The sequence below is a fragment of the Micrococcus sp. genome, from assembly GCF_030523875.1.
Classification (GTDB): Bacteria; Actinomycetota; Actinomycetes; order Actinomycetales; family Micrococcaceae; genus Micrococcus.
Window position 1 is genome coordinate 1 of sequence record NZ_JAUNHR010000025.1, and the last position, 23,430, is coordinate 23,430.

The window sequence follows — 23,430 nt, forward strand, 5'->3', positions numbered from 1 at the left end:
CCAGCTGCGGCCGCGCCCGCCGCTGGCCCTCGGCCCGGCGGCCGCGAGGGCGGGGATCGCCGCCTTGATGGACGTCTCGGACGGGATCGGCCGGGACGCCCACCGGATGGCCCGGGCCACGGGCACCGCGGACGTCCCGCTCACGCCGTGGGTGGACGAGACGTGGCTGGCTCGGGCCTCCGCCCCCCTGGCGCGTGTGGCCGCCCTGGCCGGGCGGGAGCCCGAGGAGCTCGTGCTCGCCGGCGGCGAGGACTACGGGCTGCTGGGCATCGTGCCGGACGGCTCCGCGGTGCCGGCGGGGTTCGTCCGGATCGGACGGCTCGCCCCGGCCGGGTCTGCCCCGGACGACCACCGGCGGCTGCCCGAGCGGGGCTGGGGCCACTTCGGCGCGCGGGGCTGAGCGGGCCGGTCCCGACCGGGACCGTGCCCCGGCCCCGGCCTCAGGCGAGGGCGGCCGGGTCGAACCGGTGGCCCAGGCCCACCACGGTCCAGCCGGCCTCACCCCACGCGTCCACGTCCAGGACGTTGCGGCCGTCGATCATCAGGCGGGACGCCACCCGGGTGCCGGCCTCCGCGGGGTCCATGGCGCGGAACTCGGCCCACTCGGTGAGCAGGAGCACGAGCTCGGCGTCCGACAGGGCCGCGGAGAGCGAGTCGGCGTAGTCCAGGCGCGGGAAGCGGGCGGCGGCGTTGGCATTGCCCTCCGGGTCGTACACGCGCACCTCCGCGCCGGCCGTGAACAGCCGGTTGGCCACGTCCAGCGCGGGGGAGTCGCGCACGTCGTCGGAGTCCGGCTTGAAGGTCACCCCCAGCACCGCGATGCGGGCCCCCTGCAGCACCCGCTCGCCCGGGACCGTGGTCGTGCCGCCCTGCGGGTCGGAGGCCCCCGCGTCCGCCGCCCGCGCAGCGGCGAGCATCTGCACCGCGAGGTCCACCACGCGGTCCCGGCGGCGCAGGTTGATGTCGTCCACCTCGGCCAGGAAGCGCATGGTCCGGTCCAGGCCCAGCTCGGAGACGCGGGCCTGGAGGGCGCGGATGTCCTTGGGCAGGCAACCGCCGCCGAACCCGACGCCAGCGTTGAGGAAGCGGCGGCCGATCCGGGTGTCGTGGCCGATCGCGTCCGCGAGCGTGCCGATGTCCCCGCCCACGGTCTCCGTGATCTCGGAGAACGCGTTGATGAAGGAGATCTTCGTGGCCAGGAACGCGTTGGCGGCCACCTTGACCAGCTCGGCGGTCTCCAGGTCGGTGCAGATCCACGGGGTGTCCGCCGCCAGCTGGGCGGCGTACACCTCGCGCAGCATGGGCTCCGCCCGCGGCCCCGCGACGCCCACCACGAGCCGGTCCGGGGTCAGGGTGTCCTGGACCGCGAAGCCCTCGCGCAGGAACTCGGGGTTCCAGGCCAGCTCCACCGCGCCGGGAAGGCCGGCCTTCGCGCGGATCTCCGCCACCCGCGCCGCCAGGCGCCGGGCGGTGCCCACCGGCACGGTGGACTTGCCCACGATCAGGGCGTCCCGGTCGATCGCGCGGGCCAGCGACTCGACGGCGGCGTCCACGTAGGTCAGGTCCGCCGCGGCCTCCCCGACCTTCTGCGGGGTGCCCACGCCGATGAAGTGCACGTCCGCCCAGCGGGCGGCCTCGGCCGCGTCCGTGGTGAACCGCAGCCGCCCCGAGGCCACGTGGGCCCGCAGCAGCTCCGGCAGCCCGGGCTCGTGGAAGGGGACCTCGCCGCGGGAGAGCCGCTCGATCTTGGCCGGGTCCACGTCCACCCCGAGCACCTCGAAGCCCAGCTCCGCCATGCAGGCGGCGTGCGTGGCGCCGAGGTAGCCCGTGCCGATCACGGACAGGCGCGGCCGACCGCCGCCGGCGGGGCCGGCGGAGGGCGCGTCCTGCGCGGACGGGGCGGCGGGGGAGACGGCGGTCTCGGTCACGGAGGGCTCCTCGGAGGGTCGGCGGACGGGTCGGTGCAGGTCACCACGCTAGGGCACGGGCGTGAACATCCGACGAACGTCCGACGAACGGCCGGGGGACGCGCCGTGCCGCCCGGCCCGGCGGCCGGCGGCGCCCGGTGGAGGACGCCGACCTCAGGCCTCGCCGGCGCGGATCAGCTCGGTGAGCCGGCTCGCCGCGGCCACCACGGACTCGGCGTGCATGCGTCCCGGCTGCCGGGAGAGGCGCTCGAGGGGACCGGAGATGGACACCGCCGCGATCACCCGCCCGTTCGGCCCGCGGACCGGGGCGGACACGGAGGCGACGCCGGACTCGCGCTCGGCCAGGGACTGCGCCCAGCCGCGGCGGCGCACGGCCGCGAGCACCGTGGGGGTGAACACCGCCCCGGCCAGGCCCTCCACGAGCCGGTCGTGGTCCTCCCACGCGAGCAGCACCTGCGCGGCGGAGCCGGCCTTCATGGACATGCGCGTGCCCACCGGGATGGTGTCCCGCAGGCCCCACGGGCGCTCCGCGCTGGCGACGCACACACGCGCGTCCGCCTGGCGGCGGAACACCTGCGCGGACTCGCCGCACGCGTCCCGGAGCCACTGCAGCACGGGGCCGGCCGCGGAGGTGAGCCGGTCCTCGCCCGCGGCGGAGGCCAGCTCGGCCAGACGGGAGCCGAGCACGTAGCGCCCCTGCAGGTCCTTGGCCACGAGCCGGTGATGGGTCAGCGCCGCGGCGAGCCGGTGCAGCGTGGGCCGGGCGATCCCCGTGGCCGCGACGAGCTGGGCGAGGGTGGCGGGGCCGGACTCGAGCGCGTCGAGGATGGCCACCGACTTGTCCACCACGCCCACCCCGCTCGGATGGGCGTGGAGGGCGGGGGCCGGCTCCACGACGTCCGGAGTGTGAGAGGTGCGCATGCGCAGATCGTAGCGGCAGACACGCGCGCCGTCAGCGGGTGACCGCGTCGAGCGGCGGGTGCCGGCGCCCGGTCGGCCGCCCGCGCGTCGTCGCCCGGCGTCTCGACCTGTGAGACGAACGGGCGTGCGGATCGTGGGCCACCCCCGACGGCGGCACAGTGGAGGGCAGGAATGCGCGCCCCGCACCCGCGGCGCCGCACGAGGATCGAAGAGGGAGGACGGCGCATGAGCACGCAGACGCCGGGCCCGCGTCCCCGGACGCTGGCCGAGAAGGTCTGGGACGAGCACGTGGTGGTCCGCGGCTCGGGCGAGGGGCAGACCCGCACGCCCGACCTGCTGTACATCGACCTGCACCTGGTGCACGAGGTCACCAGCCCGCAGGCGTTCGAGGGACTGCGCCTGGCGGGCCGTCCGGTGGCGCGTCCGGACCTGACGATCGCCACGGAGGACCACAACACCCCCACCGAGGACATCGACAAGCCGATCGCGGACGCCACGAGCCGCACCCAGATCGAGACGCTGCGCCACAACGCCGAGGAGTTCGGCGTCCGCCTGCACCCCCTCGGGGACAAGGAGCAGGGCATCGTCCACGTGGTCGGCCCCCAGCTCGGCCTGACCCAGCCCGGGCTCACCGTGGTCTGCGGCGACTCCCACACCTCCACGCACGGCGCCTTCGGCGCGCTCGCGTTCGGCATCGGCACCTCCGAGGTGGAGCACGTCCTGGCCACGCAGACCCTGCGTCTCAAGCCGTTCAAGACCATGGCGGTCACCGTCGACGGCACCCTCCGTGAGGGCGTGACGGCCAAGGACATCATCCTGGCCGTCATCGCGAAGATCGGCACCGGCGGCGGCCAGGGCTACGTCCTGGAGTACCGCGGCGAGGCCATCCGGGCCCTCTCCATGGAGGGCCGCATGACCATCTGCAACATGTCCATCGAGGCCGGGGCCCGCGCCGGCATGGTGGCCCCGGACGAGACCACGTTCGCGTACCTCCAGGGCCGCCCGCACGCGCCCCAGGGCGCCGACTGGGACGCCGCCCTCGAGCACTGGCGCACCCTGCGCACCGACGAGGGCGCCGAGTTCGACGCCGAGGTGGTCATCGACGCCGACACCCTCGAGCCCTTCGTCACGTGGGGCACCAACCCCGGCCAGGGCGTGCCGCTGAACGCGGCCGTGCCCGCCCCGGAGGACTTCGACGACCCCACGGCGCAGGAGTCGGCCCGCAAGGCGCTGTCCTACATGGGCCTGACCCCCGGCACCCCCATGAAGGACGTGGCCGTGGACACCGTGTTCATGGGCTCGTGCACCAACTCCCGCATCGAGGACCTGCGGGCGTTCGCCTCGATCGTGGAGGGCCGCACCAAGGCCGAGGGCGTGCGCGTCATGGTCGTGCCCGGCTCCGCCCGCGTGCGCCTGCAGGCCATGGAGGAGGGCCTGGACCGGGTGTTCGAGGACTTCGGCGCGGAGTGGCGGTTCGCCGGCTGCTCGATGTGCCTGGGAATGAACCCGGACCAGCTCTCCCCGGGCGAGCGCTGCGCCTCCACCTCGAACCGCAACTTCGAGGGCCGCCAGGGCAAGGGCGGGCGCACCCACCTGGTCTCGCCCGTCGTCGCCGCGGCCACCGCCGTGCTGGGCCGCCTGGCGAGCCCCTCCGACCTGCCCGACCGCCAGCCCCAGGAGGCCTGAGCCATGGAGAAGTTCACCACCCACACGGGCATCGGCGTGCCGCTGCGCGCCTCCAACGTGGACACCGACCAGATCATCCCGGCCGTGTACCTCAAGCGCATCTCGCGCACCGGCTTCGAGGACGCCCTCTTCGCCGGCTGGCGCCAGGACCCGGAGTTCATCCTGAACACGGAGCCCTACAGCGCCGGCTCGGTCCTGGTGGCCGGCGCCGACTTCGGCACCGGCTCCTCCCGCGAGCACGCGGTGTGGGCGCTCAAGGACTACGGCTTCAAGGCCGTGGTGTCCTCCCGGTTCGCGGACATCTTCCGCGGCAACTCCGCCAAGCAGGGCCTCGTGGCCGCGCAGGTGGAGCAGCAGGACGTCGAGCGCCTCTGGAAGGAGCTGGAGAACCAGCCCGGCGCCGTCGTGACCGTGGACCTCGAGGCGCGCACCGTGGTCTGCGGCGACGTCACCGCGCCGTTCACGATCGACGAGGACGCCCGCCACCGGCTCCTGCACGGGCTGGACGACATCGCCATCACCCTCGACCACGCGGACGAGATCGCCGCGTACGAGGCGCGCCGCCCCGCCCACAAGCCCACCACCCTCCCGGCCCGCACCGCCGACTGAGCCCGGCGCACGGGCCGACGGACCGCCCGGGGGCGCAGGACGACGCCGTCCGCGCCCCCGGGCGGTCCGCGCTGTCTGCGTGCCCGGACGCCCCTCGTCGGGGCCGGATCACAGGCGGCGGATGGTGGGACCGGCCAGACCCGACGCCCTATGCTGGGGGGCGATTCGCGGGACGTCCCGTGCGCCCGTGGGGGCGTCGGGCCGGGTCCGCACCGACAGACACCCCCCGTCCCGGCCGGGACGGACGCCCACGGCGCCCCACGCGCCCGGCGAGGAAGGACACGAGACATGGCGAAGCTGCTGACGATCCACGGAGGCAAGCCGCTGGACGGCGAGGTGACCGTCCGCGGGGCCAAGAACCTGGTGCCCAAGGCCATGGTCGCCGCCCTCCTGGGCTCCACCCCCTCCGTGCTGCGCAGCATCCCGGAGATCAAGGACGTCGACGTCGTCAGCTCCCTGCTCGAGATCCACGGCGTCACCGTGGACTGGGACAAGCAGTCCGGGACCATCACCATGGACCCGGCCGGCGTGAAGTCCGCGCTCACCGCGGAGATCGACGCCCACGCGGGCGACTCGCGCATCCCGATCCTCTTCTGCGGCCCGCTCATGCACGCCATCGGCGAGGCCTTCATCCCCGACCTCGGCGGCTGCAAGATCGGCGACCGGCCGATCGACTACCACCTGGCCGTGCTGCGCAACTTCGGCGCCGTGGTGGACAAGCGCCCCGGCGGCATCTCCATCTCCGCCCCCAAGGGCCTGCACGGCGCCAAGCTCGAGCTGCCCTACCCCTCCGTGGGCGCCACCGAGCAGGTGCTGCTGACCGCCGTGAAGGCCGAGGGCATCACCGAGCTCAAGGGCGCGGCCGTGGAGCCGGAGATCCACGACCTGATCCACGTGCTCCAGAAGATGGGCGCCATCATCACGGTCCAGACGGACCGCACCATCCGCATCGAGGGCGTGGCCGAGATGCGCGGCTACAACCACGTGGCCCTGCCGGACCGCAACGAGTCCGCCTCGTGGGCCTCGGCGGCCCTGGCCACCGGCGGCGACATCTTCGTGCGCAACGCCTCCCAGCGCGACCTCACCGCGTTCCTGAACACGTACCGCAAGATCGGCGGCGAGTTCGACGTCACCGACGAGGGAATCCGCTTCTGGCACGCCGGCGGGGACCTGAACCCGCTGGTGCTCGAGACGGACGTGCACCCCGGCTTCATGACCGACTGGCAGCAGCCGCTCGTGGTGGCCCTGACCCAGGCCAAGGGCGTCTCGATCGTGCACGAGACCGTGTACGAGAACCGCTTCGGCTTCACCGACGCGCTCGTGCGCATGGGCGCCTCCATCCAGCTGCACCGCGAGTGCCTGGGCTCCGTGCCGTGCCGCTTCGGCCAGCGCAACTTCCTGCACTCCGCCGTGATCTCCGGCCCGACGCCGCTCAGCGGCGTGGACTTCGACGTCCCGGACCTGCGCGGCGGCTTCTCCCACCTCATCGCCGCGCTCGCGGCCGAGGGCACCTCGCACGCCACCGGGCTCGAGATCATCAACCGCGGCTACGAGAAGTTCATGGACAAGCTCCAGGGCCTCGGCGCCGACGTCGAGCTGACCGAGCGGCAGCGATGACCTCGGTGGACCCCCGGACCGACGTCGGACGGCCGACCCGGTCGGAGCGCCTCGGCTACGTGGCGCCGGCCTCGGTCATCCGCCCGGCGATGCGGGCGCTCATGCGGCAGGAGTGGGAGCACGCGGACCGGCTGCCGCGCACCGGCGCGATCCTGGCCGTCAACCACATCTCCGAGATCGACCCGCTCTCGGTGGCCCACATGGTCTACAACCAGGGGCTGCTGCCCACCATCATGGCCAAGGCCGAGCTCTGGAAGGTCCCCGTGCTCCGCCAGGCCCTCCAGGTCACGCGCATGATCCCGGTGGAGCGCACCCGCGACGGCGGCCGCTCCCTCGAGGCCGCGCGGCAGGCCCTCGCCTCGGGCCGCGTGATCGTGGTGTACCCGGAGGGGACGGTGACGCGCGACCCCGAGGGGTGGCCCATGGCCGCCCGCACCGGGGCCGTGCGCCTGGCTCTGCAGACGGGTGCGCCGCTGATCCCGGTGGGCCAGTGGGGCATCCAGGAGCTGCTCCCGTACCCGAGCCGCGCGCTCAAGCCGTTCCCGCGCAAGACGGCGCGCGTGCGGGTCGGGCACCCGGTGGACCTGTCGGACCTGCAGGACCGCCCACTGACGGCCTCGGTGCTGCGCACGGGGACGGATCGGATGATGGACGCGATCACCCAGCTGGTGGCCGAGCTGCGCGGGGAGCCCGCCCCGGCCGGCCGCTGGGATCCCCGCACGGGTCGGCGGCAGGTCGGAGCATGAGCGACCCGCGCACCGTCGCGGTCCTCGGCGCCGGCAGCTGGGGCACCGCCTTCGCCCGCGTGATGGCCACCGCCACCGGGGAGGCGGACGGCCGCGCCCGCGACATCGTGGTGTGGTCCCGCCGCCCCGAGGTGGCGGAGGCGATCAACCGCGAGCACGTCAACCCGCAGTACCTGCCCGAGATTGCGCTGCCGGAGACCGTGCGCGCCGTGACCGACGCCCGGGAGGCCGTGGCCGGCGCCGGCGTCGTGGTGGTGGCCCTGCCCGCCCAGCACGCCCGCGCCGCCCTGCGGGAGCTCGCGGACGCCGTGGCCGAGGACGCCGTGGTCGTCTCCCTGATGAAGGGCCTGGAGCGCGGCACCGACGCGCGGCCCTCCCAGGTGTGCACCGAGGAGCTGGGGCTCACCCCGGACCGCTTCGCCGTGGTCTCCGGGCCCAACCTGGCCCTCGAGATCGCCCGCGGCGAGCCCACCGCCACCGTGGTGGCCTCCGCGTCGGCCGGGACGGCCGAGCGCGTGGCCGCGCTCGTCGCCGGGCCCACCTTCCGCCCGTACACCAACACGGACGTGGTGGGCGTGGAGATCGGCGGCATCGTCAAGAACGTGATCGCCCTGGCCGTGGGCATCTGCGACGGGCAGGGCCTGGGGGACAACTCCAAGGCCTCCGTGATCACGCGCGGGCTCGCCGAGACCACGCGCCTGGCCGTGGCCCTGGGGGCGGAGCCGGCCACGCTGGCCGGCCTCGCCGGGCTGGGCGACCTCGTGGCCACGTGCGCCTCGCCGCTGTCCCGCAACCGCTCCGCCGGCCGCCTCATGGGCACCGGCATGACGGCGGACGAGGCGGTGGCCGCCATGAGCCAGACCGCCGAGGGCATCAAGTCCGTGTCCGCCGTCGTGCACGTGGCCCGGGCGCACGGCGTCGAGATGCCCATCAGCGAGGCCATGGACCGCCTCGTGGCCGGCGAGCTGGACGTGCACCGTCTGGCCGGCCTGCTCCTGGCCCGCGACCTGAAGTCGGAAGGACGACACGCATGACCCCCACCACCCCGACCGCGGCGGGCCGGCGCCCCCGCGTGCTGCTGCTGTTCGGCGGGCGCTCGAGCGAGCACCCCATCAGCTGCATCACCGCCGCCGGCGTGCTGCACGCCGCCGACCCCGAGCGCTGGGACGTCGTGCCCGTCGGCGTCGCCCCCTCGGGGCTGTGGTCGCACGGCGAGGTGGACGCCGCCGCGTTCGCCCTGGACGGCGGCGAGCTGCCGGCCGTGCCCGAGCCCGAGTGCCCGGTGTCCCTGCGCGCCCGCGCGGACGGCGCCGTCGAGCTCGTGGGCGCCGACGGCGAGGACCTCGGCACCGTGGACGTCGTCTTCCCGCTGCTGCACGGCCCGTGGGGCGAGGACGGCACCCTGCAGGGGATGTTCGAGTCCCTCGGCCTGCCCTACGTGGGCTGCGGCGTGCTCTCCTCGGCCGTGGGCATGGACAAGCACTTCATGAAGGTCGCCTTCCAGGCCGCCGGCCTCGAGGTGGGGGAGTGGGAGACCGTCACCGACCGCCAGTGGCGCCGGGACCCCGACGAGGCCCTCGCCCGCGCGGGCGCCCTCGCCTACCCGCTGTTCGTCAAGCCCGCCCGCGGCGGCTCCTCCTTCGGCATCACCAAGGTGGAGTCCCCCGAGGACCTGCGCGCCGCCGTCGAGGAGGCCCGCCGCTTCGACCCGAAGGTCGTGGTGGAGGCCGGCATCCTCGGCCGGGAGATCGAGTGCGCCGTCCTGGACGGCCGCGCCGGGGACACCCCGCGCGCCTCGCTGCCCGGGGAGATCGTGGTCAAGGGGGCCGACGCCGGCCACCAGTTCTACGACTTCGAGGCCAAGTACCAGGACCGCGAGGCCGCGCAGCTCTCCTGCCCGGCCGAGCTGCCCCAGGAGGAGATCGAGCGCCTGCGGGCCCTGGCCGTGCGCGCGTTCGAGGCGGTGGACGGCGCGGGCCTGGGCCGCTGCGACTTCTTCTTCACGCCGGACGGCCGCTGGGTGGTCAACGAGATCAACACCATGCCCGGGTTCACCCCCATCAGCATGTACCCGGCCATGTGGGAGCGCACCGGGATCGCCTACCCCGAGCTGATCACGGAGCTGCTGGAGCTCGCCCTCGAGCGGGGCGTCGGCCTGCACTGAGCCGCACCCCCGCCCGGGGGCGGGCGCGGGGTCAGCCGACGGGTGTGGCGTCGGCCAGGCCCACGCACCCGCCCTCGGCCGGGATCTGCTCGACGGCCGAGCCGAGCGCCGTCATCACGGAGTCCGAGCTCGTCCCGGTCTTGGTGAACAGCACCTCGACGGCGGGGTCGCGGCCGTACGTGGTCAGGCGCCAGTTCTCCGCCTCGTCCCGCACCACCCAGTCCACCCCGTCCACGGACACGCACTGGTCCGTGGTGGGACCCGGCACCGGCACGCCGCAGCGCAGCACGACGGCGGCCGGATCGCCCCACGCGGCCGTGCCCTGGCTGTCCGTGGCCCGCAGGGCGTGGTCGCCGATCACGTCCGGCATCGCCACCATGGCGGGCGCGCAGGCCGGGTCCGCGGCGTGCGGCGCGGCCTCCACGGTGACGGCGCCCGCCCCGCAGGCGGTGAGCAGGACGGCGGCGGCGCCCAGGAGCACGGCGGCGCCGCGGCGGGTCGGGGACGGGGTGGTGGCGTGCATCCGTCCAGGATAGGCGGGGCCGGCGGCGGCTAGCATGGGCGGGACCCCGTCGGCCCCCGTGCCGCGCCCTCGTCCCAGGAGTGATGACCATGTCCCGTGCCGCCGCCCGCGCGCACCGCCCCCGCCGTCGTCGCAGCCCCGTCCTCGTGGTCCTGGCGGTGCTGTTAGCCCTCCTGCTCGCGCTGGCCGTGGCCGGCGCCGTGTGGCTCCTCGGCCTCGGCCGCTCCGTGGACCGGGGCGTGCAGCGCTTCGACGAGGCAGCCTTCCCCGAGGAGTCCCTGCGCCCGGCCGAGCCGGGGGCGCAGGCGGACCGGGACGCCGGAGGGGCCGGCTCCGCCGTGTTCGCGCCTACCGCCCCGCCGCCCGGGCCCGTGCCGGCCGGGGTGGACCCGCAGGCCGCCGTCGCCGGGCCGCAGGCGCCCGCCGCGGACGAGGTGGCCGACGGCGAGGCCGTGGACTTCCTGCTGGTGGGCGAGGACTCCGGCATCGAGGGCCGTGATCCCTCGGGCCGCTCCGACGCGCTCATGTGGGTCCACGTGCCGGGGGATCGCCAGGACGTGCAGGTGATGTCCATCATGCGCGACCTGTGGGTGCCGATCCCGGGCCACGGCGACGCCAAGGTCAACGCCGCGTACCAGTACGGCGGCATCCCGCTGACCGTGGCCACGGTGGAGAACATGTTCCAGGCGCGCGTGGACCACGTGGTGGCCGTGGACATGGCCGGCTTCCAGGGCCTCGTGGACGCCCTCGGCGGCGTCACCGTGGACAACCCGGTGGCCTTCACCGCCAGCAACGGCCAGGCATTCCCGCAGGGCGCCGTCGAGATGGACGGCGCGGACGCCCTCGTCTACGCCCGCGAGCGCTACAACCTGCCCCGCAGCGACTTCGACCGCGTGGAGAACCAGCAGCGCCTCGTGAAGGCGATCGTCTCCAAGGCCCTCTCGCTGGACACGCTCTCCAGCCCGGCGCGCGTGCAGGACTCGGTGGAGCGCTTCTCCCCGTACCTGACGTTCGACGACTCCCTGGGCTCCGCCGACCTCGCCGCCCTGGCCTGGTCCCTGCGGGACGTGCGCGGCGGCGACATCCGGACCTCCACCGCGCCGACGGCCGGTGTCGGCGACACGGCGGACGGCCAGGACGTCGTGTGGCCGGACTGGGCGGGCATCGCCGAGGTGGGCCGCGAGATCCGCACCGGGCAGGGGGGCGGGGGCCGGTGAGCCCCGCCGAGGGCGCCGCCGTGCGCTGGCTCGCCCGCGCCGAGGCCCTCCTGGGGGCCGCGGCGCCGCGCCTGGACGCCCTCAACCTGTTCCCCGTCCCGGACGCGGACACGGGCTCCAACATGCACGCCACCCTGCTGGCGGCCCTGCGCGGCGTCGAGCAGGAGGCCCCGGGCGCGGACCTGGGGGAGGCCGTGGCCCGCGCGGGCACGGCGGCCCTGGACGCCGCCCGGGGCAACTCGGGCACGCTGCTGGCGGTGGCGCTCACGGGCGCGGCCGCCCCGCTGCGCGGCGTCACGAGGCCCGACCCGCGGGTGCTCGCCGACGCGCTGCGCGGGGCCGACCGGGCCGCCCGGGCCGCCCTGTCCGAGCCGCGCGAGGGCACCATCCTCTCCGTGCTGTCCGCGGCCGCCGATTCCTTGGAGGCGTCGGCGGCGTCGGCCACGGGCGCCGACCCGGACGCGGAGCTCGCCGCGGCCGTCGCGGCGATGGTCCGGGACGCCCGCCGCGCCGTCGAGGAGTCCGAGACCCGGCTGGCGCCGCTCACCCGGGCCCGCGTGGTCGACGCCGGGGCCGTGGGCGCCCTGTGGGTCCTCGAGGCGCTGCGCGCGGAGGTCGTCGGCGGCGGAGCGGACCTGGAGGTCGCCGCCGCCCTGCACGGCTACGCGGACGGCCCCGGCCCGGTGGACGGGCGGGACCCGGACGCGGCGTCCGAGCCGGAGGGGTCCGCCGTCGAGGTGATGTGCACCGTGGAGCTGGCGCCCCTGCAGGCGGCCCTGCTGCGCCAGCGGCTCGAGGAGGCGGGCGACTCCGTCATCCTGGCGCCCCTGACGCGCACGGCGGACGGGGCCGGCCGACTGCCGTGGCGCGTGCACGTGCACGTGCCCCGCGCCGAGGACGCCCTGGAGGTGCTGCACGCCGCGGCGGAGCCGCGCGGGGTGACCGTCGCCGACCTGCGGGCCGGCCACGGCCACCCGCCGGCCGCCGACGACGGCCACGGCGCCGACGTCGCCCCGTCCTGCCGGGAGGTCCCCGGCCCGCCGGAGCGCCATGCCGGCTGAGTCGGTCCTGGACACGCCGCTGGAGGAGGTGCTCTCCGGGCGGCTGCCGGCGCGGCTGGCCACGGAGCTCTCCCTGACCACGGTGGGGGAGCTGCTGGACCACACCCCGCGCCGATGGGTGGAGCGCGGGGAGCTCACCCCGATCGCCGCCCTGCCGGTGGACGCCGAGGTCACCGTGGTGGCCCGCGTGGAGTCCGTGGGCACGCGGCGCATGCGCAGCCGTGCCGGGTTCATCGTGGACGTCACCGTGGCCGACCCCTCGGTCGAGGGGGTGGCCGGGGTGAGCCTGTCCATGGCGTTCTTCAACGGCCACGACGCCAAGCGCCGCCTGGCCCCCGGCGTCACCGCGATGTTCCAGGGGCGCACCACGCTCTACCGGGGCGCCGTGACCCTGAACAACCCGGACTTCGCCCTGCTCGACGACGACGTCGCCCCCGGCGAGGTCGACGTGCGCCCGGTGCCCCTCTACCGGGCCACGGGCAAGCTGCCGAGCTGGACCGTCCGCTCCGCCGTCGCCCGCGTGCTCGCGGACGTGGACCTCGACGCCGTGCCCGAGCTGCTGACCCCCTCGATCCGGGAGCGCGCCGCCCGCGTCCTGGACCTGCCCGCCCCGATGCCGTCCACCGCGCAGGCCTACCGCTCCCTGCACGCCCCCGACGACGTCGCCGAGACCGGCCCGGCGCGGGCGGCGTTGGCCCTGCGGGAGGCCCTCGTGGCCCAGGCGGCGCTCGCATGGCGGCGGGCCCGGGAGAGGGAGCGCGCCGCCGTCGCCCGCCCACGGCTGGCCGGCGGGCTGCTGGACGCGCTCGACGCCCGCCTGCCGTTCGAGCTCACCCCGGGCCAGCGAGCGGTGGGGGAGGAGCTCGCCGCGGAGCTCGCCGGGACCGCGCCCATGAGCCGGCTGCTGCAGGGGGACGTGGGCGCGGGCAAGACCCTCGTGGCGCTGCGGGCCATGCTCCAGGCCGTCGACGCCGGCGGCCAGGCCGCGCTCGTGGCGCCCACCGAGGTGCTCGCCGCCCAGCACCACCGGGCGCTGCTGGCCCTGCTGGGCCCGCTCGCCCGGGACGCCGGGATCCTGGCCTCCGCCGCCGAGGAGGGCCCGGCCGTGGACGTGGTGCTCGTGACCGGCTCCCAGCGCACGCCCGCCCGCCGCGAGGCGCTGCTCAAGCTGGCCTCCGGCCAGGCGGGGATCGCCGTCGGCACCCACGCGCTGCTCTCCGAGAAGGTCTCCTTCGCCGAGCTCGCCCTGGCCGTGGTGGACGAGCAGCACCGGTTCGGCGTGGACCAGCGCGAGGCGCTGCGCCGGGCCAACCCCGGCACGCACCTGCTGGTCATGTCCGCCACCCCCATCCCGCGCTCGGTGGCCATGACCGTGTTCGGGGACCTGGACCTCTCGGTCCTCGAGGGCCTGCCCTCGGGGCGCCAACCCGTGGCCACGCACGTGGCCCGCATGGCCCACGGCCCGCGCGTGATCGCCCGCGTGTGGGAGGTGATCGCCGAACACGTGGCCGCCGGGCACCAGGCGTTCGTCGTGTGCCCGCGCATCGACCCCGACGACGCCGACCCCGGGCACGCCAACGTCGAGGAGATGGCGCCCCGCCTGCGCGCGCTGCCCGCCCTGGCGGGCCTGCGGATCGGCACCGTGCACGGGCGCATGGACCAGGCGGAGCAGGACGCGGCGATGCGGGCCTTCGCCGCTGGGGAGCTCGACGTCCTCGTGGCCACCACCGTGGTGGAGGTCGGCGTGGACGTCCCCAACGCCACGGTCATGGCGGTGCTGGACGCGGACGACTTCGGCCTGTCCACCCTCCACCAGCTGCGCGGTCGCGTGGGCCGCGGGCCCGGGGCGGCGATCTGCCTGCTCGCCACCCGCCTGCCGGACGAGCACCCGTCCCTGCGCCGGCTGGAGGTCCTCGAGGCCACCCAGGACGGGCTGCGGATCGCCCAGGCCGACCTCGCCCAGCGCGGCGTGGGCGACGTCCTCGGCGCCGCCCAGTCCGGCCTCGCCTCGGGCCTGACCCACGTGGACGTCCTCGCCGACGCGTCCCTGATCGCCCTGGCCGCCGACGTCGTCGCGGACGTCATGGCCGCCGGCGAGGGGCTCTCCGCCCACCCGGCGCTCGCGGCCGAGGTGACCCGCTGGGAGGCCGAGCACCTCACCGCCGCCGACTACCTCGAGAAGGGCTGAGCCATGTCACGGATCATCGCCGGCGCCGCCGCCGGCCGCCCCCTGCGCTCGGTGCCGGGCACCGGCACCCGGCCGACCACCGACCGCACCAAGGAGGCCCTGTTCTCCTGGCTCGAGGCGCGGGACTGGCTCGACGACACGCGCGTGCTCGACCTCTACGCCGGGTCCGGGGCGCTGGGCTGCGAGGCCGCCAGCCGCGGCGCCGCGCACGTGGTCCTCGTGGAGCGGGCCCGCCGCGCCGTGGAGGCCTGCCGGGCCAACGCCGAGGCGCTCAACCGCGTGCTGGGAGCCCGCGTGGTGGAGGTCCGCGCGTCGTCCGTGGAGCAGGCGCTCGCGGCCGACGGCGGGCCGGTGGACCTGATCCTCGCCGACCCGCCCTACCCCGAGTCCGGCGAGGCCTTCGAGGCGGTCCTGGACGCCGCGGCCGCGCGCCTGGCCCCGGGCGGGCTCATGGTGCTCGAGCGCTCGGCACGGGACCCCGCGCCCCGCCGCCCCGCGGGGCTGGAGGAGGTCGACGTGCGCGTCTACGGGGAGACCGCCCTGCACCTGTGGCAGGACGAGCGCTGACGTCCACGAGGCCGGCCGGTGCGCCGGCGGGGGCCGGTCAGCGGGCGCGCAGCCGGTCCGCGTGGGCCGCCAGGCGCTCCACGGCGCGGTCGATCTCGGCCGGGGACTTGCAGAAGGCCAGGCGCAGCCACGAGCGCAGGTGCCCACCGGCCGGGCGGCACAGCGCGGAGACCGGGATGCCCGCCACGCCGGCCTCGCGGGGCCAGTCCCGGGCCGCGGCCACCCCGTCGGTCACGCCCCACGGCGCCAGGTCCACCACCGTGAAGTAGCCCGCGGCGGGGACCACCGGATCCAGGCCGACCCCGCGCAGCCCCGCCACGAGGGCGTCCCGGGTGCCGCGGTACCGCTGCCGCTGGGCGGCCAGGTGCGGCTCGGCGTCGGGCAGGAACGCGGCCACGGCCTGCTGGTAGGCCGGACCGGAGGAGTAGGTGAGGAACTGCTTGACCCCCCGGACCGCGGCCACCAGGTCCGCCGGACCCGTCAGCCAGCCGACCTTCCAGCCGGTCACCGCGAAGGACTTGCCCGCGCTCGAGGCCGTCAGGGCGATGTCCTCCGCCCCCGCCACGGAGCGCAGGGTGACGTGCTCGCCGTCGTAGACCAGGTGCTCGTAGACCTCGTCCGAGAGCATCAGGACGCCGCGCGCGGCGCACGCGGCCACGATCTCCTCGAGCAGCGCGCGCGGGTACACCGCCCCGGAGGGGTTGTGGGGCGTGTTGAGGATCAGCAGGCGGGTGCGGTCCGTCAGGGCCGCGGCCACCGCCGCCGGGTCCGGCAGGAAGTCGGGGGCGTGCACGGGCACCGTGACGTGCCGCGCGCCGGCCAGCGCGATCGTGGCCGCATGGGAGTCGTAGAACGGCTCCACGGTCACCACCTCGTCCCCGGGGGAGACCAGGGCCAGCACGACGGCGGCGATCGCCTCGGTGGCGCCCGTGGTCGCGAGCACCTGGGTCGCCGGGTCCTCGCGCACCCCGTGGCGGCGCGCCCGGTCGGCCGCGACGGCCTCGCGCAGGTCGGCCCGGCCGGTGCCGGGGGCGTACTGGTTGGGCCCGGCCAGGACGGCCTGCGCTGCGAGGGACAGCAGTGCGGCCGGCCCGTCGGCGTCGGGGAAGCCCTGGCCCAGGTTGACGGCGTCGTGGCGGAGCGCCCGCGCCGTCGTCTCCTCGAAGACGGTGGGGGTCGGCTCACCGCCGCGCAGCAGGCCGGCGGCGGCCGAGGCCGCCCGCCAGGGGCCGGCGAGGCGCGTGCCGGCGGCGTGCGGGGCGGGCGTGCGGGTGAGGTGGTCCATGGGCGCACTGTAGCCACTGCGGCCCGCGGCCCTCGCGGTCCCGTCTGCCGTCCGAGGGGGCGCCGGGACCGTGGCGGGGCCCCGGGGTGGGATAGGGTCGGTCCCATGCGCCGTGCCGTGTGTCCCGGTTCCTTCGACCCCCTCCACAAGGGCCATGTGGAGGTGATCGCCCGTGCCTCGAGCCTGTTCGACGAGGTGATCGTGACCGTCTCGGACAACCCCGCCAAGCGGTACCGGTTCAGCACCGAGCGCCGCCTCGAGCTCATCCGTGCCACCGTCTCCGGCCTGGCCGGGGTCACCGCGCAGGCCATGGGACCGGGCCTGCTCGCCGAGTTCTGCCGCGAGGTGGGCGCCGGGGCCATCGTCAAGGGCCTGCGGGGCGGGCCGGACCTCGAGTTCGAGGCCCCCATGGCCGCCATGAACCGCCACCTCACCGGCGTGGAGACCGTGTTCCTGCCGGCCGACGCCCGGTACGTCCACCTCTCCTCCTCCCTGATCAAGGAGGTCCACGGCCTCGGCGGCGACGTCTCCGAGCTCGTCCCCACGGCCGTCCTCTCCGCCCTGTCCGCGACCGCCCCCGGCGGTTCGTGACCCGGGCCGGGCCCGGCCTCCGGTCCGGCCCGGTGACCACCCCTGCCCCGTTCCCCGTCCTCAGGAGCACCACCCGATGAGCGAGCAGTCCCCGCGTCCCCGCACCCGCAAGGCCGTCGTCCCCGCCGCGGGTCTCGGCACCCGCTTCCTGCCGGCCACGAAGGCCATGCCCAAGGAGATGCTGCCGGTCGTGGACCGCCCGGCCATCGAGTACGTGGTGACCGAGGCGCTCCACGCCGGCCTCGACGACGTCCTGATGATCACCGGCCGCAACAAGCGGGCCCTCGAGGACCACTTCGACCGGCACCCGGGGCTGGAGCAGACGCTGGCGGCCAAGGGCGACACGCGCCGGATCGAGGCGATCCGCGCCTCCGACCTGGTGGGCCACCTGCACTACGTGCGCCAGGGCGAGGCGCTGGGCCTGGGCCACGCGGTGGGCTGCGCCCGGCGTCACGTGGGCGAGGAGCCCTTCGCCGTGCTCCTCGGCGACGACCTGATCGGCGCCCAGGAGAGCCTGCTGTCGGACATGATCGACGTCCAGCAGCGCCTGGGCGGCTCCGTGGTCGCCCTCATGGAGGTCCCCGAGGAGTCGGTGTCCGCCTACGGCGTGGCCGCCGTCGAGCCCGTGGCGGGCGAGGACGCCTCGGTGGTGCGCGTGACCGGCCTGGTGGAGAAGCCGGCCCGCGAGGACGCCCCGTCCACGCTGGCGGTGATCGGCCGCTACGTGCTGGCCCCCCAGGTGTTCGACGTCCTCGAGCGGACCGCCCCCGGCCGGGGCGGCGAGATCCAGCTGACCGACGCCCTGCAGACCCTCGCCGCGGGCGAGGGCGAGGGGTACGGCGTGCACGCCGTGGTGTTCGACGGGCGCCGCTACGACACGGGCGACAAGCTGGGCTACCTCCAGGCCGTCATGGAGCTCGGGGTGGAGCACCCCGAGCTCGGCGCGGACCTGCGCGCCTGGGTCAAGGACTTCGCCGCCGGGCTCTGACGCCGACGCGCGGGCCCGGCGTCCGCATTGGACACCGCGCCGAGACCCGGTAGGATGGGCCGTCGGTCCCGCCGTGCGGACACCCGTGCCCGCCCCCGACCGACCGTCCCGATCGGGACATCCCACCCCCGCCCGCCCGACGAAGAGGAGCCGTGATGGACACGACCGTGCCCCGTGACCGGACCTCCGGATGGGTGCTCTCCGTGCGCGACCTCGCGCGCGGCGCGGGGATCCAGCGTGAGCTGACCACGCGCCTGCCCTCGCCGGCGGCCGTGTCCCTGCCCATGCTGGGCATCCCCGAGGGCGACCCCGTGGACCTGGAGCTGCGGCTCGAGGCGGTCCACGAGGGCGTGCTCGTCACGGGCACCGCGCATGCGGACCTGACGGGCGAGTGCAGCCGGTGCCTGCTGCCGCTGCACGAGGGGATCACCGTGGACCTGCAGGAGCTGTACCTCGCCGTGCCGCCCGCCGAGGGGGCCGACGAGCAGCCGCTCGTGGAGCATGAGACCGTGGACCTGGAACCCGTGTTCCGGGACGCCGTGGTGACCGCCCTGCCGTTCCAGCCGCTCTGCCGGCCGGACTGCGAGGGGCTGTGCGCCGACTGCGGCATCCGGCTCGAGGACGCGCCCGCCGGGCACGGCCACGAGCGGGTGGACCCGCGCTGGGCCGCCCTGGCCGGCCTCGCGGGCACCCGAGAGACCTCCAACACCGAGACAGAAGAGAGATAACCGTGGCAGTCCCGAAGCGGAAGATGTCCCGTTCCAACACCCGTTCCCGCCGCTCCCAGTGGAAGGCGGAGGCCCCCGCCCTCGTCAAGACCGTGGAGAACGGCCGCGTGTCCTACCGCATGCCGCACCAGGCGGAGCTGAAGACCGACGCCGTCGGCACCCCCCTGTTCTTCGAGTACAAGGGCCGCAAGGTCGCCGACGCCTGAGATGGCGTCCTCCCAGAGCCGGCGGGCTCCGGCCTCGCCGGAGCCCGCCGAGCTGTTCGAGCGTCTCGGGGTGCACATCACCCCCGGGACGCTCGAGCGTGCTCTGACGCACCGCTCGTACGCGTACGAGCACGGGGGGCTGCCCACCAACGAGCGCCTCGAGTTCCTCGGCGACTCCGTGCTGGGCTTCGTGGTCACCGACCACATCTACTCCGTGCACCCCGACCTGAGCGAGGGCGACCTCGCGCGCCGGCGCGCCGCCATCGTGTCCACCCGGGCCCTGGCCAAGGTCGCCCGCCGCATCGGCGTGGGCCGCTTCGTGCGCCTGGGCACCGGTGAGGCCCGCAGCGGCGGGGCGGACAAGGACTCGATCCTGGCGGACACCCTCGAGGCGCTGATCGGCGCCGTCTACCGCGACCACGGGGCCGCGGCCGCCGCCGCGTTCGTCCACCGGCACGTGGTGCCGCTGTTGGACGAGCCGGACCTGATGCGGGAGAGCACCGACTGGAAGACCGTGGTCGCCGAGGCGGCCGCCCGGCACGGTCTGGGCGAGGTCCGGTACGTGATCGAGGGCCGCGGCCCCGCCCACGACCCCCGCTTCCAGGCCACCCTCACGGTGGGCGGCCGGACGTTCGGCTCCGCCGTCTCCAGCTCCAAGAAGCAGGCCGAGCGGGACGCGGCCGCCGAGGGCTGGCCCGCCCTCGAGGCCACGCTGCCCGGCCGCCGGGGCTGAGCCGACGTGCCCGAGCTGCCCGAGGCCGAGGTGGTCCGCCGCGGCATGGCCCGCTGGGCCGCCGGGGCGACCGCCGGCGAGCTGGAGGTCCTGGACACGCGCTCGGTGCGGCGCAGCCCCGGCGGCGCCGACGCGCTGCGCGAGCGGCTCGCCGGCGCCCTGCTGGCCGAGCCCGCGCGGCGCGGCAAGTTCCTCTGGCTGCCCCTGACCGGGGGCGAGGACGCCGTGGTGGTGCACCTTGGCATGTCCGGGCAGGTGCGGGTGGACGACCCCGGCGCCCCCGATCAGCGCCACCTGCGCCTGCGCCTGCCCGTGCGCTCCGCCGACGGCTCCGACCACGAGCTGCGGTTCGTGGACCAGCGGATCTTCGGGGGATGGTGGCTGGACCCCGTGGTGCGGGACCCGGCCTCCGAGGACGCGGTCCCCGCCTCCGCCGCGCACATCGCCCTCGACCCGCTGCACCCGCTCTTCGACGCGGACGCGGTGCACCGCCGGCTCGTGCGCCGCCGCTCCACCCTCAAGCGGGCCCTGCTGGACCAGACCCTGGTGTCCGGGATCGGCAACATCTACGCGGACGAGGCGCTGTGGGCCGCTCGCCTGCACCCGGAGCGCCCCACCGAGCGCATGACCCGCCCGCAGACCCGGGCCGTGCTGGGCGCGGTGCAGGACGTCATGCGCCGCGCCCTGGCCGTGGGCGGGACCAGCTTCGACGCCCTGTACGTCAACGTGGACGGGCGCTCCGGGTACTTCGCCCGCTCGCTCGAGGCCTACGGCCGCACCGGTCAGCCGTGCCGGCGCTGCGCCGCCGAGGGCCGGGACGGCGTGATCGTCCGCGAGCCGTTCATGAACCGGGCGTCCCACCTGTGCCCGCGCTGCCAGCCCCGCCCCCGCCGCGCGCCCCGCCGCACCGCGGACTGAGCCGCGCCGGGCGCGCCCGCCCCGGGTCCCTACACTGGTCGGGACCGACCGACCAGGAGTTCCGAGTGACCCAGCCCCCGCCCCCGCCGTGGATCCCTCCGGAGCGCCCGGACGCGCCCGGCCTCGCCGAGGGCCCTGGCCCCGGCTCCCGGCGGGAGCGCCGTGCGGCCCGGCCGCGGCGCCGCCGCTGGCCGATCGTGGCGGCGGTCCTCGCCTCGCTGCTGGTCATCGCCCTCGGTCTCGGCGCCATGTACGCCGTGTTCCTGGGCCAGACGTACGACGAGAACCGGCAGAGCGTGGACGCCGGCGCGCTGCCCGAGGTCGACGGCGGCCCGATCGACGTCCTGCTCCTGGGCTCGGACTCCCGCGAGGGCGAGGGCGAGGCGGACATGGGCCAGCGCTCGGACACGATGATGCTGGTGCACATCCCCGCGGACCGGCAGCAGGTCTTCGTCATCTCGATCCTGCGCGACTCGCTCGTGGACATCCCCGGGCACGGGCGGACCAAGGTCAACGCCGCCTTCGACATCGGCGGCTACCCGCTCGCGGTGGACACCGTGGAGCAGCTGCTCGGCGCCGAGGTGAACCACCTCGTGGAGATCGACTTCCAGGGCTTCCGCGGCCTCACCGAGGCCCTCGGCGGGGTGCGCGTGTGCAACCCGCAGGCGTTCTCGTCCGGCCAGGTCAACCCCTCCTACTACCCGCGCGGCCCGATCCTCCTCACGGACACCGCGGCCCTGCGCTACGTCCGCGAGCGCCACGCCTTCGACGCCGGCGACGTGGTGCGCGTGCAGAACCAGCAGCGGTTCGTGGCCGCCGCCCTGGACCGCTTCCTCAGCCCGGCGATCCTGGGCAACCCCGCCCGCACCGCCGAGGTGGTCTCGGCCCTCTCCCGGCACGTCACCGCGGACGACTCCCTCACCTCGGGGGAGATCGTGTCCCTGAGCTGGCAGCTGCGCGGCGTCGACTCTGCGGACCTGCACATGACCACTGTCGCCCGCGAGGGCTTCGGCACCGGCCCCAACGGCGAGGACGTGGTCCTGCTGGACGAGGAGAAGCTGCGGGACCTCGCGGACGCCCTGGCCCGCGACGACGTCGCCTCCTACCTCCGCGAGCACGACCCCGAGGCCCTCGGCCTCGAGGAGGAGCCCGCTGCCGGCCCCGCCGTCCGGACCCCGGGCGGCGCGGCCGCCGTGCCCGCCGCGGCCCTGTCCGGGCGGGCCGCGACCGGTGTGCTCGCCACCGCACAGCAGGCCCCCGCCGGACCGCGGCCGGCGCTCGGTGAGGACGTGTGCGGTGGCTGAGGCGCGCACCCGACTCCCCGGGAGCACCGGGCGCGTCCCGCGGGCGATGCTCGTGACGCACTCCTACCGTCCCGACCGGACCCCGCCGGCGCGCCGGTGGGCGGCCGTGGTGTCGGCCCTGCGCGCGGACGGCTGGGAGGTGGACGTGGTGACCCCGGGCGGGGTGCGCACCGTCACCGGCGAGGACGGGGAGCGGCTGCGTCGCACGCCGGTGCTGCTGCCCGGCGAGGGAGGGCGCAACGGCCGCTTCGCCGCGGCGGCCGTGCATGCGGTCCTCGCGGTGCCGCGCGGCCTGGCCGCCCCCCGCCCCGACGTGGTGGTGGCCACCCTGCCCGCGCTGCCCACGATCGTGGCCGGACGGGCCCTGGCGGTGCTGCACCGCCGCCCGCTCGTCGTGGAGATGCGCGACGCGTGGCCGGACCTGGCCCACGAGGCGGGCGTGCACCAGGGGCTGCTCGGCGCCGCGATGGAGGCCGTGGTCACGGGAGGTCAGCGGGCGGCCGACGTCGTGGTGGCCGTGACCGAGGGCTTCGCCGAGACCCTCCGCGGCCGGGGCATGCGCCGCGTCGTGGCCCTCGGCAACGGCGTGGACGTGGACCGGGTCCCCGTGGCCCCGCCGCGCGAGCGGGCCCCCGGCGAGCTGCACGTGCTCTACCTGGGCAACCTGGGGGAGAGCCAGGGTCTCGAGCGCCTCGTCGAGGCCGCGGCCCGGCTCCGCGGCACCCATCCGGGCGTGCGCGTGCGGATCGTGGGCGGGGGCACGCGGCGGGCCGCGCTGCAGGAGCTCGACGCGCGGCTGGACGCCGGCGTGGAGTTCCTCGACGCGGTGCCGGGCGCGCGCGTTCCCGAGCACTACGCGTGGGCGGACACCCTCGTGGTGTGCCTGCGCCCGGACTGGGCGAGCTTCCGCCACACGGTGCCGTCGAAGACCTACGAGGCCCTCGCCTCCGGCCGCCACGTCACCGGCCAGGTGGCCGGCGAGGCGGCGCGCATCCTCCAGGACGCCGGCGGCACCGACGTCGTGGGCCCGGAGACCGAGGACCTCGCCGGGCACCTGGCGGCGCTGGCCGCCGACCCCGCCCGCACGCGGGTGGGCGAGGGCGGCCGCGCCTGGGTGGCCATTCACGGGCACCTGCCGGCCATCGCGCGGCGGTACGCGGCCCTGTTGCGCACCCTCGTGCGGTGACATGCGAGACTGGACGGCGACACGGGTCGGCCTCGGCCGCCGCAGGGACGCGGCGCGCGGGGCCGGCCCCGCGAGCGAAGGGAACGGAATGAGCGAGATCTCGAGCGTGGCCGTGATCGGCCTGGGGTACATCGGGCTGCCGACCGCGGCGATCCTGGCGGAGAACGGCGTGCGCGTGCACGGCGTGGACGTGTCGGACCGCACGGTCGACGCGGTCAACGCCGGCCGCGTGAAGGACGAGCGCTACGCGCAACGGCAGCCCGA

At 76.0% G+C, this 23,430-nt stretch carries 23 protein-coding genes and 1 pseudogene; 20 read left to right on the forward strand and 4 right to left on the reverse strand.

From position 1 onward, the window contains the following. Positions 1 to 400 (forward strand): annotated as a pseudogene (locus tag Q4D18_RS05030) (thiamine-phosphate kinase); the annotation flags it as partial. Between the two features lie 40 nt (positions 401 to 440). Here Q4D18_RS05030 and Q4D18_RS05035 read toward each other — a convergent pair. Both Q4D18_RS05035 and Q4D18_RS05040 read right to left on the reverse strand, forming a co-directional pair. After that, a complete protein-coding gene (locus Q4D18_RS05035; protein WP_303126304.1) occupies positions 441 to 1,928 on the reverse strand; it encodes a UDP-glucose/GDP-mannose dehydrogenase family protein in 1,488 nt (495 codons plus the stop codon). 153 nt (positions 1,929 to 2,081) lie between these two features. Beyond that, the gene (locus Q4D18_RS05040) at positions 2,082 to 2,849 is read right to left on the reverse strand and encodes an IclR family transcriptional regulator (RefSeq protein ID WP_303126305.1); all 768 of its coding nucleotides are present in this window, start codon (positions 2,847 to 2,849) and stop codon (positions 2,082 to 2,084) included. A 225-nt stretch (positions 2,850 to 3,074) separates the two neighbouring features. Between Q4D18_RS05040 and leuC the strand changes: the two genes are divergently transcribed. The 6 genes from leuC to Q4D18_RS05070 all read left to right on the forward strand — a co-directional run bounded on the left by leuC (position 3,075) and on the right by Q4D18_RS05070 (position 9,671). Next, entirely contained in the window at positions 3,075 to 4,535 is a 1,461-nt protein-coding gene (gene leuC, locus Q4D18_RS05045; protein WP_303126306.1) for a 3-isopropylmalate dehydratase large subunit, read from the forward strand. 3 nt (positions 4,536 to 4,538) lie between these two features. Continuing rightward, a complete protein-coding gene (gene leuD / locus Q4D18_RS05050) occupies positions 4,539 to 5,144 on the forward strand; it encodes a 3-isopropylmalate dehydratase small subunit (RefSeq protein ID WP_303126307.1) in 606 nt (201 codons plus the stop codon). 288 nt (positions 5,145 to 5,432) lie between these two features. Continuing rightward, complete coding sequence (gene murA / locus Q4D18_RS05055) at positions 5,433 to 6,761, forward strand: UDP-N-acetylglucosamine 1-carboxyvinyltransferase (protein ID WP_303126308.1); 1,329 nt, start codon at positions 5,433 to 5,435, stop codon at positions 6,759 to 6,761. Beyond that, positions 6,758 to 7,507 (forward strand): 1-acyl-sn-glycerol-3-phosphate acyltransferase, encoded by a 750-nt coding sequence (locus Q4D18_RS05060; RefSeq protein WP_303126310.1) that lies wholly within the window; start codon positions 6,758 to 6,760, stop codon positions 7,505 to 7,507. The genes murA and Q4D18_RS05060 overlap by 4 nt, the downstream gene beginning before the upstream one ends. Next, entirely contained in the window at positions 7,504 to 8,541 is a 1,038-nt protein-coding gene (locus Q4D18_RS05065) for an NAD(P)H-dependent glycerol-3-phosphate dehydrogenase (RefSeq protein ID WP_303126311.1), read from the forward strand. Before Q4D18_RS05060 ends, Q4D18_RS05065 begins: the two co-directional genes overlap by 4 nt. Continuing rightward, a complete protein-coding gene (locus Q4D18_RS05070) occupies positions 8,538 to 9,671 on the forward strand; it encodes a D-alanine--D-alanine ligase family protein (RefSeq protein ID WP_303126312.1) in 1,134 nt (377 codons plus the stop codon). Before Q4D18_RS05065 ends, Q4D18_RS05070 begins: the two co-directional genes overlap by 4 nt. A 31-nt stretch (positions 9,672 to 9,702) precedes the next feature. On the opposite strand, the gene Q4D18_RS05075 is transcribed toward Q4D18_RS05070, so the two are convergent. Continuing rightward, positions 9,703 to 10,194, reverse strand: a complete 492-nt coding sequence (locus Q4D18_RS05075; RefSeq protein WP_303126313.1) for a DUF3515 family protein — start codon at positions 10,192 to 10,194, stop codon at positions 9,703 to 9,705. An 89-nt stretch (positions 10,195 to 10,283) separates the two neighbouring features. On the opposite strand from Q4D18_RS05075, the gene Q4D18_RS05080 reads away from it, so the two are divergent. Genes Q4D18_RS05080 through rsmD form a run of 4 tightly spaced genes read left to right on the forward strand, consistent with a single transcriptional unit; the run spans position 10,284 to position 15,227 of the window. Continuing rightward, complete coding sequence (locus tag Q4D18_RS05080; RefSeq protein ID WP_303126315.1) at positions 10,284 to 11,411, forward strand: LCP family protein; 1,128 nt, start codon at positions 10,284 to 10,286, stop codon at positions 11,409 to 11,411. Continuing rightward, positions 11,408 to 12,472 carry a DAK2 domain-containing protein gene (locus Q4D18_RS05085; protein ID WP_303126317.1) on the forward strand — a complete coding sequence of 355 codons (1,065 nt, stop codon included), beginning with the start codon at positions 11,408 to 11,410 and terminating at the stop codon, positions 12,470 to 12,472. Before Q4D18_RS05080 ends, Q4D18_RS05085 begins: the two co-directional genes overlap by 4 nt. Further along, on the forward strand, positions 12,462 to 14,660 hold the full coding sequence (locus Q4D18_RS05090) for an ATP-dependent DNA helicase RecG (RefSeq protein WP_303126319.1): 2,199 nt from the start codon (positions 12,462 to 12,464) through the stop codon (positions 14,658 to 14,660). The genes Q4D18_RS05085 and Q4D18_RS05090 overlap by 11 nt, the downstream gene beginning before the upstream one ends. Before the next feature lie 3 nt (positions 14,661 to 14,663). Continuing rightward, positions 14,664 to 15,227: a 16S rRNA (guanine(966)-N(2))-methyltransferase RsmD gene (gene rsmD / locus Q4D18_RS05095; protein ID WP_303126321.1), complete on the forward strand. Its 564-nt coding sequence runs from the start codon at positions 14,664 to 14,666 to the stop codon at positions 15,225 to 15,227. A 37-nt stretch (positions 15,228 to 15,264) separates the two neighbouring features. On the opposite strand, the gene Q4D18_RS05100 is transcribed toward rsmD, so the two are convergent. Further along, positions 15,265 to 16,512: an aminotransferase class I/II-fold pyridoxal phosphate-dependent enzyme gene (locus Q4D18_RS05100; RefSeq protein WP_303126322.1), complete on the reverse strand. Its 1,248-nt coding sequence runs from the start codon at positions 16,510 to 16,512 to the stop codon at positions 15,265 to 15,267. Between the two features lie 105 nt (positions 16,513 to 16,617). Here Q4D18_RS05100 and coaD point away from each other — a divergent pair, with 105 nt between their 5' ends. The 9 genes from coaD to Q4D18_RS05145 all read left to right on the forward strand — a co-directional run. After that, positions 16,618 to 17,103: a pantetheine-phosphate adenylyltransferase gene (gene coaD / locus Q4D18_RS05105; RefSeq protein WP_303126323.1), complete on the forward strand. Its 486-nt coding sequence runs from the start codon at positions 16,618 to 16,620 to the stop codon at positions 17,101 to 17,103. Positions 17,104 to 17,179: 76 nt separating this feature from the next. Next, the gene (gene galU, locus Q4D18_RS05110; protein WP_303126324.1) at positions 17,180 to 18,091 is read left to right on the forward strand and encodes a UTP--glucose-1-phosphate uridylyltransferase GalU; all 912 of its coding nucleotides are present in this window, start codon (positions 17,180 to 17,182) and stop codon (positions 18,089 to 18,091) included. Positions 18,092 to 18,246: 155 nt separating this feature from the next. After that, positions 18,247 to 18,819, forward strand: a complete 573-nt coding sequence (locus tag Q4D18_RS05115) for a DUF177 domain-containing protein (protein ID WP_303126325.1) — start codon at positions 18,247 to 18,249, stop codon at positions 18,817 to 18,819. A gap of 2 nt (positions 18,820 to 18,821) precedes the next feature. Then, positions 18,822 to 19,025, forward strand: a complete 204-nt coding sequence (gene rpmF, locus Q4D18_RS05120) for a 50S ribosomal protein L32 (RefSeq protein ID WP_303126326.1) — start codon at positions 18,822 to 18,824, stop codon at positions 19,023 to 19,025. A gap of 1 nt (position 19,026) precedes the next feature. Continuing rightward, a complete protein-coding gene (gene rnc / locus Q4D18_RS05125) occupies positions 19,027 to 19,758 on the forward strand; it encodes a ribonuclease III (RefSeq protein ID WP_303126327.1) in 732 nt (243 codons plus the stop codon). Between the two features lie 6 nt (positions 19,759 to 19,764). Next, on the forward strand, positions 19,765 to 20,676 hold the full coding sequence (mutM, locus tag Q4D18_RS05130; protein WP_303126328.1) for a bifunctional DNA-formamidopyrimidine glycosylase/DNA-(apurinic or apyrimidinic site) lyase: 912 nt from the start codon (positions 19,765 to 19,767) through the stop codon (positions 20,674 to 20,676). A gap of 65 nt (positions 20,677 to 20,741) precedes the next feature. Then, positions 20,742 to 21,980 (forward strand): LCP family protein, encoded by a 1,239-nt coding sequence (locus tag Q4D18_RS05135; RefSeq protein ID WP_303126329.1) that lies wholly within the window; start codon positions 20,742 to 20,744, stop codon positions 21,978 to 21,980. Between the two features lie 46 nt (positions 21,981 to 22,026). Then, positions 22,027 to 23,166 carry a glycosyltransferase family 4 protein gene (locus tag Q4D18_RS05140; RefSeq protein ID WP_303126334.1) on the forward strand — a complete coding sequence of 380 codons (1,140 nt, stop codon included), beginning with the start codon at positions 22,027 to 22,029 and terminating at the stop codon, positions 23,164 to 23,166. A gap of 88 nt (positions 23,167 to 23,254) precedes the next feature. After that, the coding region (locus Q4D18_RS05145) for a 3-hydroxyacyl-CoA dehydrogenase NAD-binding domain-containing protein (RefSeq protein ID WP_303126335.1) at positions 23,255 to 23,430 on the forward strand (176 nt) is incomplete at its 3' end.

Excerpts from the sequence above, each read along its gene's own strand:
- Q4D18_RS05040 (WP_303126305.1), bottom strand. The coding sequence starts at position 2,849 with ATGCGCACCTCTCACACTCCGGACGTCGTGGAGCCGGCCCCCGCCCTC.
- leuD (WP_303126307.1), top strand. The coding sequence starts at position 4,539 with ATGGAGAAGTTCACCACCCACACGGGCATCGGCGTGCCGCTGCGCGCC.
- Q4D18_RS05060 (WP_303126310.1), top strand. The coding sequence starts at position 6,758 with ATGACCTCGGTGGACCCCCGGACCGACGTCGGACGGCCGACCCGGTCG.
- Q4D18_RS05100 (WP_303126322.1), bottom strand. The coding sequence starts at position 16,512 with ATGGACCACCTCACCCGCACGCCCGCCCCGCACGCCGCCGGCACGCGC.
- Q4D18_RS05080 (WP_303126315.1), top strand. The coding sequence starts at position 10,284 with ATGTCCCGTGCCGCCGCCCGCGCGCACCGCCCCCGCCGTCGTCGCAGC.
- leuC (WP_303126306.1), top strand. The coding sequence starts at position 3,075 with ATGAGCACGCAGACGCCGGGCCCGCGTCCCCGGACGCTGGCCGAGAAG.
- Q4D18_RS05115 (WP_303126325.1), top strand. The coding sequence starts at position 18,247 with ATGGACACGACCGTGCCCCGTGACCGGACCTCCGGATGGGTGCTCTCC.
- rsmD (WP_303126321.1), top strand. The coding sequence starts at position 14,664 with ATGTCACGGATCATCGCCGGCGCCGCCGCCGGCCGCCCCCTGCGCTCG.
- galU (WP_303126324.1), top strand. The coding sequence starts at position 17,180 with ATGAGCGAGCAGTCCCCGCGTCCCCGCACCCGCAAGGCCGTCGTCCCC.
- coaD (WP_303126323.1), top strand. The coding sequence starts at position 16,618 with ATGCGCCGTGCCGTGTGTCCCGGTTCCTTCGACCCCCTCCACAAGGGC.
- rnc (WP_303126327.1), top strand. The coding sequence starts at position 19,027 with ATGGCGTCCTCCCAGAGCCGGCGGGCTCCGGCCTCGCCGGAGCCCGCC.
- Q4D18_RS05140 (WP_303126334.1), top strand. The coding sequence starts at position 22,027 with ATGCTCGTGACGCACTCCTACCGTCCCGACCGGACCCCGCCGGCGCGC.
- Q4D18_RS05090 (WP_303126319.1), top strand. The coding sequence starts at position 12,462 with ATGCCGGCTGAGTCGGTCCTGGACACGCCGCTGGAGGAGGTGCTCTCC.
- murA (WP_303126308.1), top strand. The coding sequence starts at position 5,433 with ATGGCGAAGCTGCTGACGATCCACGGAGGCAAGCCGCTGGACGGCGAG.
- Q4D18_RS05075 (WP_303126313.1), bottom strand. The coding sequence starts at position 10,194 with ATGCACGCCACCACCCCGTCCCCGACCCGCCGCGGCGCCGCCGTGCTC.
- Q4D18_RS05065 (WP_303126311.1), top strand. The coding sequence starts at position 7,504 with ATGAGCGACCCGCGCACCGTCGCGGTCCTCGGCGCCGGCAGCTGGGGC.
- Q4D18_RS05070 (WP_303126312.1), top strand. The coding sequence starts at position 8,538 with ATGACCCCCACCACCCCGACCGCGGCGGGCCGGCGCCCCCGCGTGCTG.